This window comes from Bacteroides sp. NSJ-39 (assembly GCF_014287315.1).
GTDB lineage: Bacteria > Bacteroidota > Bacteroidia > Bacteroidales > Bacteroidaceae > Bacteroides > Bacteroides finegoldii.
This window is the reverse complement of the sequence record NZ_JACOOB010000005.1, coordinates 21162-38108: the sequence shown is the minus strand read 5'-3', so window position 1 is coordinate 38108 and position 16947 is coordinate 21162. Positions and strand designations below refer to the sequence as shown.

Here is a 16947-nt window from a genome sequence, read left to right as displayed (position 1 = left end):
CTCTTCTTTTTTATTCAACAGGATAAAATTCATTTTTAACTAACTCATAAAAAGCCGCAATCAACTTTTCTTTTCGAGGATGGGAAGAACTTAACAAGATAGAAACATATAATTGATACTCTTCAGTAGTAGCCGAAGCATCAAATTTTAGAATATCTTTGGTTTTAAAATTAGTATACCACCGACTAAACAATCTATTTCTTTTATTTTCTTTTCCATCAATATTATCGCATACAAGAATCATTGCTCTTTCTTTACTTTGAAAGAATTCTTGTAAGATCGTAACAATTGTTGCCGCTATCTTTGGATCAATAGGATGAGGAGTTGATTCTTCCTCTTCCGGTTCAAAATAAAAGTATATACTTCGTCAAAATCCGGGTGATATACAGAGTAATCAACAAAATAAGCGATGTATTTTACACCGCTTATCGTTATAAATGAGTAGTTCCAATCTGATTCCTTACAGAATTCATACGGGAGTTGAGAATTTGATGTCACGCTCTTTGGCTATTTTTTTCAAGTCTCCACCCTCTTGTATACATTTCCTTATCGCTTTCTTGTCCTCCAATACTTTTTGAAAGAAAGAAGAAGATTTGCTTTGTTTCTTTTCAGGCTTCATACATTTGTTTTTATTATACCACAAAGATACTCTTTTTCAGAGACATAACAACATTACCTACTATTTTTTCTTTTTTATTCGATTATCTTTGCATCCTCAATATCATCATCGTCATGTACTACCGGAGTCTTCGGACGACGACGGTCAAACTTGAACCAGTTGATTAATTCGGTAAGCGAATAAACCAAACTACTCACACCAATAATTATAAATGCAGTATTACGTGCTCCTGTCGGATTAAACAAAGCGATGATACCTGCAATAAGAATCAATGAAGGAACCAGATAAAACGCTCCCGGAACAGGCATCCACCGACGTGCCATCGATAAAGAAGCAATCTGTTGCACTCCTCCCATTATCAGGATAAATCCCAATAGAAACATCAGAACATCTGCAAAGAATTCAGGCATCACAATCAGCCAAAGTCCAAATAATAAACTGCCGATTCCTTCTATCGGGAAACGGGGAGCCGCTTCACCTTCCTGTCTTTTCCGGCCGAAATAACCAAAAAGGCTGATAACACCGGGAATTAAAAAGGCAACACCAACTGTAATGACAATGTAGCTGGCAGCCGCATTTGGCCAAATAACAAGCACCAATCCTATCACAAGTGCAAAGAGAATACGAATAAGGGAATAATTCATTGTTTTCATAAATTCTATATTTTTTAACCGGGTCTGTTTCAATACTTTTGCGAATATAAGTGTTTCTACTGATATATAAAAATAACAAATAAACATTGTAATAAGTTCGTAATAATATCGTTATGACGATTACATCTCGCATTGATATTTCTGCAGAAAATTTAGACAGTTCCCTTTCAGTATGAAACAAAGTGAAATAAAAAAAATCACTGCAAGATATATATGAAACATTGAAAGCTCTCTACCGAACAACGTATCAAGCAATATAAGTTGAAACCGGACCGGGCCGATGTTATTATTCCTGCTGCTGAAATATTTCTTGAGATAGCTACTCATATAAAAGCCACCAGAATTATTGTACCTACCATCGGACTGTTCGACGGTATCATCAATAGTCTGTACACGCAAAAGATGAACAAGGTTTAATTCTCTACAATCTTGATGCATCAATACACAAAACTCCTGATACTAGTGTATATTCAAACTTTGTATCGGGAGTTTTTGTCTCATCTTGCTATAATGTACAGATTCGTCCTTAAAGAGGTAAATATTCAAATTTTGTTCTCTATATTTGTGTAACTATATATTTGATAAGATGGATATAAAACTTAGAATTGAACAACCTTCGGATTATAATGAAACCGAAAATGTCACACGGGAAGCCTTTTGGAATCATTTTTCTCCGGGATGTGACGAACATTATCTCCTTCATATCATGCGTAACCATCCAAAGTTTGTACCGGAACTCGATATTGTTGCAGAACTTAATGGCAAGATTGTCGGCAATGTGGTCTGCCTTAAATCATTTATCATGGCGGATGACGGTAACCAATATGAAGTATTGAGTCTGGGGCCCATTTCTGTTCTTCCCGAATATCAACAGAAAGGTATTGGAGGAAAAATGATTGCGCTGACCAAAGAACGAGCTTTCGATATGGGATTTCGTGCCATTTTACTTTGCGGTGACCCGGATTATTACCTCCGGCAAGGATTCATTCCTGCTGAAACATTAGGGATTCGCACCGAAGATAATATGTATGCCACAGCTCTTCATGTTTATGAATTATATGATAATGCTTTAGCCAACGCTAAAGGACGTTACATAGAAGATGAAATATATCAGGTCGATAAATCAGCTGCTAATGAGTTCGATAAGCGATTCCCTCCAAAGGAAATTATAGTTGGCACTCCGTCACAAAAGCGGTTCGATCAGATAGTAGTGATGCGGAGAAAAGCGATTTAAGTTTATTCAACCTTAAATCGCTTGATTTGTACATTACAGAAGTTCTATCGTGCTATGCCATCAAGCAACTATTATTCAATATAGCTACTATTCTTTGTCTCTTCATAGTTACAAAGAATTAAAATATATAATTGAGACAGAGAGAAAAAATGCCTTAACAATTGATGAAACCTATCTTATAGAAACTATAGTTTACAAAAAGTCACCATTGACACTTTGTAATTCTTAATCTACCAGGAATCGTTTCTTTCCTCCCTTTTATTGGAATAAAGAGTTTCTGTCACTGTAGAGGAATTTGCTCAAATCGTTATTCTATAATCAGGCACGATATATACACTTTTTGATACATCATCAAAGATTTTACCACCAAAGAGATATTATCTATACTAATAAAGTTCCCTTTTATTCTTTTCTATTTATCATTATCAAAGACCGAAGTAGAAAAATCAATGGAAGGAAAGTATAAAATACTAACAATATTTACGACATAGCGACACTATCCCAATGGTTTGCTTACTCTATCCATAGCTTTTGGTGACATTATCCGCATCTTTTGCTTACTTTATCCTTATGTTTTTCACAAATATAACGATGCTTTTCAATGAGAAACACGGTGCTTTTGTACAAAACAAGCAAAATTTTCAGCATTTTAAAGGTTTTTGCTTGCTAACAGAGAAAAATAACAAAACATGTGAGATAGCAAAATCCCTGATTACACAAACAATCGTCAGTATAATCAGGGATTCTAAAACTTTATGTAAAAAGTGTAGAGATGACGAAAAGTTTAGTACTGAATCACCTTGTCACTACTAACAGTCTTATACCAATCTGTGGTTGAGCTCTGATCGTGTGCCCAATCTGCAAATTTAGAATATGCATTCGTTATCACTGTTGTTTCTGTTGGATAAGCAAATTTATCAGGAACACAAAGAGCCCAAGTATTATTAACTGCCTTGATTACTTCGAGCACTTCATTATCTGCCAATTGCCCATTCGCCGTAGCCGAATTAAAATGAGTCAAATGGATTTCCGTTCTCTTTTGACCTATCCCCTGATAAGCAATGAAGAAGTCTAAGCCATCTGTCACACTAGGGACAGATATTGCATTCTTAAGTTTGACGTTCACTTCAAGAGTGTATATATCTGTAAGAGGGGTACTAGCATTCCCTGTATTCAACATGGGACGTTGTGCTCCTGTATATCCATATATATAATGTGCGTCTCCAAATAAAGGAATCACAAGTTCATTACCATTCGTTTCATAAGATGCATTTTCAAATATCCCGGAATTTAATGAACCAGTACGTTGAGCAGCGCCTGCACCAAAACTTACCTCTTCTACATTATTTTTGTCTATTCCTCGTATTCTCAAACCAGCACCTAATTGTTTCACGGCACCAACCGCCCGAAGGTCGATTTTATATTTCAGTTCTTTCACGTCATTACCGGCTGCAGGCAAAGTTACATTCAACACAATATCATTGAAATCGTAATCGCCTGCTTTCGGATAGTTATCTTCGAAAGCATAAGAATAAACCGCATATCGGATCTCTACATCATCCGGTTCTTCATCAGAGTTATATCCTTCTTTAATACAGTCACCGTCAGCAGGAAGTATAAATTCGGCTTTACCCGGGTTACAATAGGTAGCACCTTGCTGCAATCCTTTATTTGTCAGCCAATCAAAAGAACTCCATTCCCATTGATTTTTACCATTAGATGTTTGATCCGTTATTTCACAAATAATATTATTCGTTACTTTTGAATTAGAATAAGCCAAACCGGAAGTATTGTCTATTGTATGAATTCTTAATAAGGCAGTTCCTTGTGTCGGACCGGTAACTGTTCTGAATAAATTAGCTTTGCCCGTACAAGTCAATATGGATTGTGCTTCCATCACGATATTATTATCATTTCCATTACCCGTCAATTCTTTGCAAATAGCTTCGGAAGTATTTCCCATAACAAGTGTACCAAACTGTAATTTTCCTGCCTTCAGATAACAACCGTTTTTAATATTAGTATTGTTGTTACCATCTATATTTTCAACTTCAATCGTTCCATGATTTATCAATGTGGTACCATTAGTAGAAGCATTATAAGAATTCAGTTTAAGTGTTCCATAATTCACAAAATCAACTCCACTTCCACCTCCATCAATTTTCAAAAAGTCACAATCAATCGTACCGGCATTATAGTTCGTACGCCCGGCCGAACTATTTGTTATCTGAATACCTCTGTCGCCAACAATACTTCCCCCCTGCATCACAGTTATATAAGAAGCTTGAGTTAATACCAGGCTCCCATTTTTAGCGACCTCTATCTTTCCACCATTCTCAACTATAATTTCTGTAATATTAGAAAATTGATTACTATTTTCTATAACCCATGTGCTTCCTTGAGGAACAATTACTTTCACAGCTTGGGCTCCGCCACTGACACCAGAGGTGGTAAATCCACCATTAAAAGTACCATCCGGAATCTTAAACCAACGTTCACTTTCTGTAAAAACAGGATATTCTTTATAATTACCGGCCCATCCGGAACTTGCCCCTAAATCCCAGCCAGCCTGAACGACAGTAGCAGTTACCTTTTTAGCACTAATAAAATCAGCAGTATAAGGAGCCTCCATAACAGGTATACTAGTCGCCACAGCTCGTGACATAGAACGTGTTGGCGTACCTTTGTCTCCAAAATGCGCTGTCACTGTGCCGTTTTCAATCGCTGCCGGTTGAACCAGATAGCGTTTGTGCTCATCTATGCGTGCAACAAACACCTTATCAAGCGCTGTTGCACAATCCATCACCACATTCAAAGTCGTACTTTGATTGACAGTTCCTTCCGCTAAGAGTTTTGCTGTACTTCCCGGACTTAATGGATCGGCATCAAATATTTGTATCTTATAATCTACTCCCTGATCTCCATTAACTGACACACACGCTATCACACTTCGTGACACTGTCCAATCACCATCAGGATCGATGTTTTTTACAGGAAAAGTTTCTTCGTAAATTTGCTTCAGTTGATCTGCATCAAACAGATTTTTCTCATTATCAACACAACTGATAAAACTGATGGAAGACGCCAACAACAAGAAAGTGAATACTTTTGCAATGTTCTGTTTCATAATCTTTTAATGCTTTAGTTTGTTTTATTTGCGAAAAACATAAATCACTACTAATCAATAATCAGCAATGAACGCACAAAGATAATTGTATTTATAAACATTATACAGATTACATTGCATTTTCCGATTTACAGTTAACATCTTTTAAAGCGCCTCACTCTAATTATTTATATTAGAAGACAGTTAGTTATATCGTTGAATATAAAAATTTTAATACTATTTATTCAATAGTATACAGCAAAAAAAAGAGTTGCATGGAAATATGCAACTCTTCATAAAAAGACAAAGACTAAAAGGGGAAAATCAATGGCAATACAAAAATCATCACGATTCCCATAATAATCTGCAACGGTAATCCTACTTTTACATAATCCATAAAAGTATATTGTCCTGCAGGCATTACCAAGGCATTAGGCGGCGTAGAGAACGGAGAAGCAAAACACATACTTGCACCTACCGTCACGGCAAACAAGAAAGGAACCGGACTGACTCCAATCTGTATGGCACTTTGCAAAGCAATCGGAGCAAGCAAAACAGCGGTAGCCGTATTACTAATAAACATCGTCATCAACGAAGTCGTAAAATAAATACCTGCCATCAATGCAACTGGTCCGTATGATCCCAAGCCGTTCACTAATGTATTGGAAATATATTCCGAAGCTCCCGTTTTCTCCAATGCCAGAGACATAGGAAGCATGGCAGCGATCAATACAATACTTTCCCAGTTGATCGTTTTATAAGCCGCTTCCACATTGCGGAAACATCCCGTAAGGACCATCAATATACCCGCTATCATAACGGCTGTAACCGGAGCTACCGGAATGAAGTCAAAAACCATCATTGCGACCATTAACACCATAATAGCAGCTGCTACCGGAGCTTTATAATCTAACGTAACTTTAGCCGCTTCCGCCAAAGGTTGCCCCAAAACAACCCAATCAGCATCTTCCTTGCTAAGACGGGCTATATTATTCCATGTTCCTTGTACCAAAAGCACGTCACCACTATGAATACGCTCATTCCCCAAATCTTGCAATAAATATTCCTTTTTACGACGAACCCCCAATACGTTCACATTAAACTTATCACGGAAACCAGCTTCTTTAATTGTCTGGTTTATCAAATTAGAAGATGGCATCAATACTATTTCAGCAATACCGATATCATAAAAATCAAGCGAATTAGTCGTACTTTTTGTTTCTTCCGTTGCATGGTCGCCCAAGACCTCCAACAGGTAATCTTCCGCAAAGAGTTGCACCTTATCAAAGTCTCCAGTCACATACAAAATATCCTCTACTTCTAACATCGTGTCCGGTGCAGCAAACTTTTGAGTAATCGTTTTTAGAAAACGATGTTGCGATGCATCACCACGACGAACTTCCATAATATTCAAACCATATTTACGGCGAATATCCAGGTCAATAATTGTCTTCCCCAAAAGCCTTGAATCTTTTATCACCTGTAAACGAAACAAATTACTAGAAAGCCCATATTCATTGACCAACTGTTTTAGTGACTTGCCCGAACGTTTATTATCATCTTTCTGGCCTTTTTTAGAAAGAAACCATTTACTAAGCGGCATCAAAACCAGTGTGCCAACAATTACACAAACAATACCGACAGGCAGGAAAGAGAAGAAAGAAAGCGGCTCAAGTCCGGCGGAAGTCAACGTATTCTGTATCACAAGGTTCGGTGGAGTACCAATCAAAGTCATCATACCTCCCATACTACTTGCAAAAGCCAATGGCATCAACAACCTGCTGGGATTCATGCCGGCACTCATCGCCAAACTAACAACAATAGGAAGCATCAATGCCACCGTACCTGTGTTACTGACAAACGCACCAATGGCAGAGGTCACCAACATCACCAATAAAAACAACCGAATCTCACTGGTTCCCGCAAGTTTAAGAATTCGGGAACTGATCATTTTTGCTAGTCCCGTCTGAAAAATAGCCCCTCCTACTACAAACAATCCGATCATCATAATGACTACCGAATTGGAAAAGCCGGAGAGTGCCTCGTCAGGAGTTAATATCTGAAAAACAAGTAAGGCTATCAGCGCACATAGTGCCACAATATCCGAACGAACCTTGCCGTTCACGAAAAAGACAGCCGAAAGAACGAGAATAATAATGGTTATTAGCATACGTAATTAAATGATTGTTTTATTTTGACTCTATCAAAACTAATTTAGGTGAACAAAAATAGAAAATACTCCAGCGTTATTAAAACAAATTAGAAATGATTTTAGTTCATGAGACATCATTTAATATTTTAATACATTTTCCCTCTAGAAAAAGATTCAAAATCATTCAAAATATCATACCATACAGGAAATATAAGACACCATACATCCACATTCATCATATCATATTTTATTACATCCTCATAATATAATGTTGAAAAGCAATATATTTATGTATTATCTTTTTGATAGTTAAAGAACAATTCATATCTTTACACCCCATTTATATCAAACATTTTATGGCAAACAATATTTTGTTAATTTTCTGGATTGGTGAAGTACCTTGGGGTTATAATTATTTACTGGTAATTATTTTACTCCTTATCATTAGCATTTTATTATATAGAATCCACAAATTACACAAAACGATTAAAAAGACCAATCATTCCTATCGTTTTTCTTTTGATATTCTCGACAACCTTCCTTTTCCGATCTTCGTAAAAGACATTGCAAATGATTTCCGATACTATTACTGGAATAAAGAATCAGCCGTTCAATCCGGTATCAGTAGTGAAGAGGCTATCGGACATACTGACTACGAAATATACGGAGAAGAAAGAGGAGAAAAATACCGAAATATCGACAAAGAACTCGTACAAGAAGGCAAAGTATACCGCAAAGAAGAAAAATATATCACTCCCGATGGAATCACCCATGATACGATTGCTGTAAAATCAATTATTTCATGGGAAGGGGAAAAAAGATGGCTGCTCGCAACCCGATGGGAGATCACTCAACTCAAGAATTATGAAAGAGAATTGGTTGCAGCCAAAGAAGAACTGGAAAAAGCATTGAAGAAGCAGAAACTAGCTCTAAAAAGTATTGACTTCGGGCTTATCTATATTGATAAAAATTACCGGGTGCAATGGGAAGAAACAAGACAAATCGCCAGCCTGGTAAAAGGAAGACGATACATACCGGGAAAAATTTGCTATCAGACCAGTGCACTTCGTAATGAACCATGTGGACAATGTGCTTTCAAGAAAGCAATCGAACAAGGCAAAATAATCCGACATACAATCAGAGTAGACGATGTAGATTTTGAAGTGACCGCAACTCCCGTTTTTGGCGACGAAAAAGAAACTGAAATTATTGGCGGATTACTTCGTTTTGAAAACATCACAGAAAAACTAAAAATGAATAGAATGTTGCAAGAGGCAAAGGAAAAAGCCGAAGAATCCAATCGACTAAAATCTGCCTTTCTCGCTAATATGAGCCATGAAATACGAACCCCACTAAACGCAATTGTAGGATTTTCCGAAATGGTTTGCCAGACAGAGGAGGAAGAAGAGAAACAGGAGTTCGTGAAAATAATCTCCAGCAACAATATCTTATTATTGCAACTGATAGACGATATTCTGGATCTTTCCAAAATCGAAGCCGGTACTATGGAATTCACATTTGCGCAAACTGACATTAATGAACTGATGGAAGGTATTTGCAGACAAATGCAAGAAAAAAACTCTTCACCGGACGTACAAATCGTATTCACAGAGAGAGCAAATCAATGTATTATTAATACAGACCGCATACGCTTATCACAGGTTATCATCAACTTTACAAACAATGCCTTAAAGTTCACTTCCAAGGGTTCTATCGAAATGGGATACCGGATTGAAGAAGCAAGTGATGAAATATACTTTTATGTAAAAGATACAGGTATCGGAATTCCTGCTGACAAAATAGACAAGGTGTTCGAACGTTTCGTCAAACTGAATTCGTTTATTAAAGGAACAGGTCTCGGACTAGCCATCTGCCGTGTCATAGTAGAGCGGCTGGGAGGAGTTATCGGAGCGGAATCTAAAGAAGGAGAAGGTTCTTGTTTCTGGTTCAAAATTCCAAGAACAGAGAAAATTGAGAAATAGTAAGCAGAATACCGAAAAGCCTTGAATTTATAAAATCACTCTTTCTACTGCTACTGATTATAAAGTATACCCTGTAAGATGATTATACTGCCCCGCTACTTTACATTATTACCACTACTAATGAAATGTACCCCAAAAGTTTTATATCCAACTTTTAGGGTACACATTTTATTTAGCAAGAAGGATTTTTCGGAAACCTTCTTATTCTATAAACTTCATGTAAGAGTGTGCTTAAAGTGCAGTCTCTAATATTCTACGAGCAACAGCACCTGTTACATTTCCATTCTCACCATATTTAGCACCACGTTCATTGAAGCGGCGTTCGATTTCCAGAATAGTTTCCTGTCCGATGTTCTCTTCATGCAAACGTGTAGTCAGTCCCAGTGAACGGAAAAATTCTTCGGTACGGCAAATTGCTTCATCAATCCGCTCTTCTCTTGTACCGGAAGTAATTCCCCAAACTCTTTCACCATACTGCAAAAGTTTATCCCCTTTTTCTTCATGAAGCACTTGCAACGTGGCAGGAAGAACAATGGCTAACGTATGGCCATGTGTCAATCCGTGCAAAGCAGTAATTTCATGCCCGATCATGTGAGTAGCCCAGTCTTGAGACACCCCCATAGCAATAAATCCATTCAATGCCATTGTAGCCGAAAGCATAAAATCAGCCATCAGTTGATAATCATGCTGGTTTTCACGAATTTTCGGAGCAATCTCCACCAGAGTTTGTAGAATACCTTCCGCCCAACGGTCCATAACGCGACTCTGTCCGGAAGTAGTCATATATTGCTCCATCACATGAACATAGGTATCAGCCAATCCACAAGCTACCTGATGAGGTGGCAAGGTAAAAGTTACTTCCGGATCAAGAATAGAAAAGATTGGATAGTTGGCATAAAAAGGATATTTCTCTTTCGTTTCACGACGGGAAATAACTGCTCCGTTATTCATTTCCGAACCGGTAGCAGGCAAAGTCAATACAGTGGAAAGAGGTACAGTATGAGTTACCGGGCGTCCGGCAAGTACTAAATCCCAAGCATCACCATCATACAGGATTCCTGCGGAAATCAATTTCGTACCGTCAATAACAGAACCGCCGCCAACAGCCAGCAAATAGTCCACTTTCTCTTCTTTTCCCAAAGCAATCGCTTTACGGAGAGTTTCGATGGCAGGATTGGGTTCGATTCCCCAAAATTCTACCGTAAAATGGTCCTTCAATGCTTCCTTTACCTGATCGTACACTCCGTTTTTCTTCACGCTTCCGCCGCCAAAAGTAATCATAATACGTTTGTCGGACGGTATTTCTTTAGCCAGCCGGGCAATCATCCCTTTTCCCATGATTAGTTTCACAGGATTTTGAAAAATAAAATTTTCCATATCTTAGTCTATTGTTATTATTTTGGTTATTAGTCACTATCCTTGCAAAGATACATGATTTATCCGAAGCCTGTCAGAATCAAGCAAAGAATTGTTGTGCCACGGAAGGAACCATAGCCGACAACCAGGGTTTCATATCCTCTGCTACCAATAACCAATACAATAATAATATAATGAAAATGGCAATAGCGATACCTACTAAAACTTTTCTCTGTTTCATAATTGTTTTTGTTTAAATATTCAATATTTATAAGAACAGTTCAGGTTGAAAATTGTTCTATATCAGAAAAATGAAGGCAAAAGAGAAAAAAAGTCATATTTTGTTTGCTGTTTCAAACAAAGTGTCTATATTTGCCCCCATAAAATTACAAAAGACAATGAGAACAATGTTAGTAAATACATATTGGTGGTGGCGCCCGTTACAACTCCGACAGTCGTAAGGGAGCAGTGCTCGTATGTATATACCTCATTAAAGATATAACAAATTTGAAAGAGCCCTGTCGCAACCTGCGACAGGGCTCTTTTTATTTACCCGTTTCAAAACAGATTCAATAATAACATAAAAATACAGATAGGATTATGAAAAGTTTTTTAGTTGACCAGGATGGCTATTACGGAGAATTCGGCGGTGCTTACGTACCAGAAATCCTCCACAAATGTGTTGAGGAACTAACGAATAAGTACCTCGAAGTGATTGAAAGCGAAGATTTTAAAAAGGAGTTCGACCAGTTGCTACGTGACTACGTAGGACGTCCCTCCCCACTCTATCTGGCCAAACGCCTTTCTGAAAAGTACGGTTGCAAGTTGTATCTGAAGCGGGAAGACCTGAATCATACAGGTGCTCACAAAATCAACAACACCATCGGACAAATCTTACTGGCACGCCGCATGGGAAAGAAGCGTATCATCGCCGAAACCGGAGCCGGACAACATGGAGTAGCAACAGCTACCGTCTGTGCATTGATGGATATGGAATGTATCGTTTATATGGGAAAGACGGACGTAGAACGCCAGCACATCAATGTAGAGAAAATGAAAATGTTGGGAGCCACCGTTATCCCCGTTACTTCCGGCAACATGACTCTGAAAGATGCAACCAACGAAGCGATCCGCGACTGGTGCTGTCATCCTGCCGACACTTATTATATCATCGGATCTACCGTAGGTCCTCATCCCTACCCTGACATGGTAGCACGTCTGCAATCTGTTATCAGCGAAGAAATCAAAAAGCAACTGCAAGAAAAAGAAGGACGCGATTATCCGGATTATCTGATAGCCTGCGTGGGAGGAGGAAGTAATGCTGCCGGAACGATTTATCATTATATCAACGACGAACGGGTAGGCATTATCCTGGCGGAAGCGGGAGGTAAAGGAATAGAAACCGGAATGACCGCCGCTACCATCCAACTCGGCAAAATGGGAATTATCCACGGAGCACGTACCTATGTCATCCAAAACGAAGACGGACAGATAGAGGAACCATACTCCATTTCCGCCGGACTGGATTATCCGGGCATTGGTCCGATACATGCTAACCTTGCCGCCCAAAGCCGTGCCAACGTATTGGCAATCAACGACGACGAAGCGATAGAAGCTGCCTACGAACTAACCAAACTCGAAGGTATTATCCCTGCATTGGAATCCGCCCATGCATTAGGAGCTTTGAAAAAATTGAAGTTCAAGCCGGAAGATATCGTTGTATTGACTGTTTCGGGACGAGGAGACAAAGATATTGAAACCTATTTGTCGTTTAACGAACAGCTATAAATAATTAGTCAACCATCATTCGCAATCAATAATCAAGCAATTATAGAAATGAAAACATTTAATTATACTACCCATAGCAAACAAGTGCTCGGAGATATGCATACTCCCGTCAGCATTTATCTGAAAGTACGCGACATGTATCCTCAATCCGCATTAATGGAAAGTTCCGATTATCATGCCGGAGAAAATTCCCTGTCATTTATAGCCCTTTGTCCCTTGGCAAGCATCGGTGTAAACGGTGGCATTGTCACTGCCAACTATCCCGATAATAGCCGTACGGAAGAACCGCTGACAAAAACATTCAATGTAGAAAAGGCTATGAACCGGTTTATCAATCAGTTCCAGGTGACCGGAGATAATAAGAATGTGTGCGGACTTTACGGATATACGACGTTTAATGCCGTGAAGTACTTCGAGCACATCCCGGTAAAAGAAAGTCATGATGAGCAAAACGATGCTCCGGATTTACTATACATATTATATAAGTATGTCATTGTTTTCAATCATTTCAAAAATGAGCTGACATTAGTTGAAATGTTGTCCGAAGGAGAAGAAAGCGGTTTGCCGGAACTGGAAGCAGCCATCGAAAACCGGAATTATGCTTCCTACAATTTCTCTGTAACAGGTCCCGTAACCAGTCCCATCACCGACGAAGAGCACAAAGCAAATGTGCGCAAAGGAATCGCACACTGTATGCGCGGAGATGTTTTCCAAATCGTGCTTTCCAGAAGATTTATCCAACCATACGCCGGAGATGATTTCAAAGTTTATCGCGCACTCCGCAGCATCAATCCTTCTCCTTATCTTTTCTATTTCGACTTCGGAGGATATCGTATCTTTGGTTCTTCGCCGGAAACACATTGCAAAATCGAAAACGGCCGCGCCTACATTGATCCGATTGCCGGAACCACCCGTCGCACGGGAGACACAGTAAAAGACCGCGAATTGACAGAGGCTTTACTGGCCGACCCTAAAGAAAATGCAGAGCATGTCATGCTGGTTGATCTTGCAAGAAACGATCTTTCACGTAATTGCCATGATGTACGCGTGGTATTCTATAAGGAACCGCAATATTATAGCCATGTTATTCACTTGGTAAGCCGTGTCAGCGGTATGCTGAATGAAGGCGCAGACAAAATAAAAACGTTTATTGACACGTTCCCGGCCGGTACGTTAAGCGGTGCCCCCAAAGTACGCGCTATGCAGTTAATCAGTGAAATCGAGCCACATAATCGTGGAGCCTACGGTGGTTGTATCGGTTTTATCGGATTGAATGGCGAATTAAACCAAGCAATCACCATCCGTACTTTTGTAAGCCGCAACAACGAACTCTGGTTCCAGGCCGGAGGAGGTATCGTAGCACGCAGCCAAGATGAATACGAACTGCAAGAGGTGAACAATAAACTGGGAGCACTGAAAAAAGCAATTGATTTAGCTGTCAAATTAAAAAATTAACCGTCCCAAATAGTCAGCCTAAAAAAATAATTGCTGTTGCCTGAAAAAAAGATTCCCGTTGCCTAAACGCTTCTATTTCTTTAGGCAGAAAAGCAGAGATAGTATTTGAGCAACCATTTTACAATGACAATAAAAATGAAAATATTACTTTTAGATAACTACGACTCTTTCACTTATAACCTGCTGCATGTAGTGAAAGAATTAGGGGCTACAGATGTAGAAGTAGTCCGCAACGACCAGATAGAGCTTGATGAAGTAGATCGTTTTGATAAAATCATCCTGTCTCCCGGGCCGGGCATACCCGAAGAAGCCGGCTTGTTACTACCTATTATTAAGAGATACGCTCCGACCAAAAGCATTCTGGGGGTCTGCCTGGGTCATCAGGCTATCAGCGAAGCCTTCGGAGCACGTCTGGAAAACCTCAAAGAAGTATATCATGGTGTACAAACTCCGGTTAGTATCCTTCGTCAGGACCTGCTTTTTGAAGGATTAGGAAAAGAAATCCCTGTCGGAAGATATCATTCCTGGGTAGTCAGCCGGGAAGGCTTTCCGGACTGTCTGGAAATAACAGCAGAAAGCCAGGAGGGACAAATCATGGCAATCCGCCATAAAACGTATAATGTACATGGTATTCAGTTCCATCCCGAATCAGTATTAACTCCGCAAGGAAAAGAAATTATCAAAAACTTCTTAAACGATTAAACTTATGAAACAGATTCTATACAAACTTTTCGAACATCAATATTTGGGACGCGATGAAGCGCGCACCATTCTACAGAACATCGCGCAAGGGAAATATAACGATGTGCAAGTGGCCTCACTCATCACCGTCTTTCTGATGCGTAATATTTCCGTAGAGGAATTATGCGGTTTCCGTGACGCACTGTTGGAAATGCGTATTCCGGTCGATTTGAGTGATTTCGCTCCGATTGATATCGTAGGAACCGGAGGTGACGGAAAAAACACATTCAATATTTCTACAGCTTCCTGCTTTACAGTTGCCGGAGCCGGCTTCCCGGTTGTGAAACATGGTAACTATGGAGCAACGTCGGTCAGTGGTGCCAGTAATGTAATGGAGCAACACGGTGTAAAATTCACCAGTGATGTAGACCAACTGCGTCGCAGCATGGAAAAATGCAATCTTGCTTATCTACATGCCCCTTTATTCAATCCGGCATTAAAAGCAGTAGCTCCGGTTCGTAAAGGATTGGCAGTGCGCACTTTCTTCAATATGCTCGGTCCATTGGTAAATCCGGTATTACCTGCTTACCAACTGTTAGGAGTTTACAATCTACCGTTACTTCGCCTTTACACCTATACTTATCAGGAAAGCAAGACGAAATTTGCTGTTGTTCATAGCCTTGACGGATATGATGAGATTTCTCTGACCAATGAGTTTAAAGTGGCAACCAGCGATCATGAAAAAATTTACACTCCCGAAAGCCTCGGCTTCTCCCGTTATAAGGATATTGATCTGGATGGCGGACAAACACCGGAAGATGCAGCTAAGATTTTCGATCAGATCATGAATAACACGGCTACAGAAGCTCAAAAAAATGTAGTGGTAGTCAATTCAGCTTTCGCCATCCATGTGATTTGTCCGGAGAAGACTATTGAAGAATGTATTGCTCTCGCCAAAGATTCATTGGAAAGTGGACGCGCATTAGCTACCCTAAAAAAATTCATTGAGTTAAATAGTTAAATGTAAAATTAGGCACGGATTACGCGGATTACACAGTTCTTGTTAATCCGAAGCCGCAAAATCCGTGTAATCCGTGCCTAAATCATCATAAATATAAAAACCTACGCACTGATGAAAGATATACTATCAGAGATTATAGCAAACAAACGATTTGAAGTTGACCTGCAAAAGCAGGCTATCTCCATCGAGCAATTACAGGAAGGTATCAGCGAAGTTCCGACCTCTCGTTCTATGAAGCAGGCATTAGCCTCGTCTGCATCGGGTATTATCGCTGAATTTAAGCGTCGGTCTCCATCCAAAGGATGGATAAAGGAAGAAGTATGCCCGGAAGAGATTGTTCCCTCCTATGCAGCAGCAGGAGCCTCTGCCCTCTCTATTCTCACCGACGAGAAGTTTTTCGGAGGAAGCCTGAAGGACATCCGCACTGCACGCCCTTTGGTAGAGATCCCCATTCTTAGGAAAGACTTCATCATCGACGCTTACCAACTTTATCAAGCGAGAATAGTCGGTGCAGATGCCATACTTCTTATTGCAGCCGCACTTGAACAGGACAAATGCAATGAGCTTACAGAAAAAGCCCACTCGCTGGGTTTGGAGGTCTTATTGGAAATTCACAACACTGAAGAACTATCATATATCAATAAGGAAATAGATATGATAGGCGTCAACAACCGTAATTTAGGAACTTTCTTTACGGATGTGGAAAACTCTTTCCGTCTCGCCGAACAACTCCCCCAAGATTCTGTATTGGTATCAGAAAGTGGCATCTCCAATCCTGAAATCGTGAAACGTCTTCGGGCAGCCGGATTTCGCGGATTCCTGATCGGCGAAACATTGATGAAAACGGAACATCCGGGAGAAACCTTACAGAATTTCCTGCAAGCAATGCAATAACCAATC

14 protein-coding genes and 1 pseudogene are annotated in these 16947 nt (G+C 39.6%); 8 read left to right on the top strand and 7 right to left on the bottom strand.

Annotated elements, in window-relative coordinates; genetic code table 11:
* Positions 1-10 precede the first annotated feature (10 nt).
* The 3 genes from H8S63_RS20000 to H8S63_RS07345 all read right to left on the bottom strand — a co-directional run bounded on the left by H8S63_RS20000 (position 11) and on the right by H8S63_RS07345 (position 1272).
* The gene (locus tag H8S63_RS20000) at positions 11-280 is read right to left on the bottom strand and encodes a DUF6169 family protein (RefSeq protein ID WP_342977433.1); all 270 of its coding nucleotides are present in this window, start codon (positions 278-280) and stop codon (positions 11-13) included.
* A gap of 189 nt (positions 281-469) precedes the next feature.
* Positions 470-619, bottom strand: a complete 150-nt coding sequence (locus tag H8S63_RS07350) for a hypothetical protein (protein WP_008022861.1) — start codon at positions 617-619, stop codon at positions 470-472.
* A 74-nt stretch (positions 620-693) separates the two neighbouring features.
* Entirely contained in the window at positions 694-1272 is a 579-nt protein-coding gene (locus H8S63_RS07345) for an HdeD family acid-resistance protein (protein ID WP_007752230.1), read from the bottom strand.
* Between the two features lie 194 nt (positions 1273-1466).
* On the opposite strand from H8S63_RS07345, the pseudogene H8S63_RS07340 reads away from it, so the two are divergent.
* Positions 1467-1689: pseudogene (locus H8S63_RS07340) on the top strand (Ppx/GppA family phosphatase); the annotation flags it as partial.
* A 169-nt stretch (positions 1690-1858) separates the two neighbouring features.
* Positions 1859-2506 (top strand): GNAT family N-acetyltransferase, encoded by a 648-nt coding sequence (locus H8S63_RS07335; protein WP_009040496.1) that lies wholly within the window; start codon positions 1859-1861, stop codon positions 2504-2506.
* A 784-nt stretch (positions 2507-3290) separates the two neighbouring features.
* Here H8S63_RS07335 and H8S63_RS07330 read toward each other — a convergent pair.
* The gene (locus tag H8S63_RS07330) at positions 3291-5633 is read right to left on the bottom strand and encodes an LruC domain-containing protein (RefSeq protein WP_186926363.1); all 2343 of its coding nucleotides are present in this window, start codon (positions 5631-5633) and stop codon (positions 3291-3293) included.
* 289 nt (positions 5634-5922) lie between these two features.
* A complete protein-coding gene (locus tag H8S63_RS07325) occupies positions 5923-7782 on the bottom strand; it encodes an SLC13 family permease (protein ID WP_186926361.1) in 1860 nt (619 codons plus the stop codon).
* A gap of 338 nt (positions 7783-8120) precedes the next feature.
* Here H8S63_RS07325 and H8S63_RS07320 point away from each other — a divergent pair, with 338 nt between their 5' ends.
* Entirely contained in the window at positions 8121-9746 is a 1626-nt protein-coding gene (locus H8S63_RS07320) for an ATP-binding protein (protein WP_186926359.1), read from the top strand.
* 231 nt (positions 9747-9977) lie between these two features.
* Here the strand turns inward: H8S63_RS07320 and H8S63_RS07315 are convergent, their stop codons facing one another.
* Together H8S63_RS07315 and H8S63_RS07310 are read right to left on the bottom strand one after the other, a co-directional pair.
* Positions 9978-11123 carry an iron-containing alcohol dehydrogenase gene (locus H8S63_RS07315; protein WP_008022874.1) on the bottom strand — a complete coding sequence of 382 codons (1146 nt, stop codon included), beginning with the start codon at positions 11121-11123 and terminating at the stop codon, positions 9978-9980.
* 79 nt (positions 11124-11202) lie between these two features.
* A complete protein-coding gene (locus H8S63_RS07310) occupies positions 11203-11343 on the bottom strand; it encodes a hypothetical protein (RefSeq protein ID WP_004300101.1) in 141 nt (46 codons plus the stop codon).
* A 359-nt stretch (positions 11344-11702) separates the two neighbouring features.
* On the opposite strand from H8S63_RS07310, the gene trpB reads away from it, so the two are divergent.
* From trpB to trpC, 5 genes are all read left to right on the top strand, one after another.
* Positions 11703-12890: a tryptophan synthase subunit beta gene (trpB, locus tag H8S63_RS07305; RefSeq protein ID WP_007752215.1), complete on the top strand. Its 1188-nt coding sequence runs from the start codon at positions 11703-11705 to the stop codon at positions 12888-12890.
* Positions 12891-12938: 48 nt separating this feature from the next.
* Positions 12939-14345 (top strand): anthranilate synthase component I family protein, encoded by a 1407-nt coding sequence (locus H8S63_RS07300; RefSeq protein WP_032811784.1) that lies wholly within the window; start codon positions 12939-12941, stop codon positions 14343-14345.
* Positions 14346-14480: 135 nt separating this feature from the next.
* A complete protein-coding gene (locus H8S63_RS07295) occupies positions 14481-15047 on the top strand; it encodes an aminodeoxychorismate/anthranilate synthase component II (protein WP_186926358.1) in 567 nt (188 codons plus the stop codon).
* A gap of 4 nt (positions 15048-15051) precedes the next feature.
* Positions 15052-16047 carry an anthranilate phosphoribosyltransferase gene (trpD, locus tag H8S63_RS07290; protein WP_186926356.1) on the top strand — a complete coding sequence of 332 codons (996 nt, stop codon included), beginning with the start codon at positions 15052-15054 and terminating at the stop codon, positions 16045-16047.
* A 111-nt stretch (positions 16048-16158) separates the two neighbouring features.
* Positions 16159-16941 (top strand): indole-3-glycerol phosphate synthase TrpC, encoded by a 783-nt coding sequence (trpC, locus tag H8S63_RS07285; protein ID WP_186926354.1) that lies wholly within the window; start codon positions 16159-16161, stop codon positions 16939-16941.
* Positions 16942-16947: the final 6 nt, after the last annotated feature.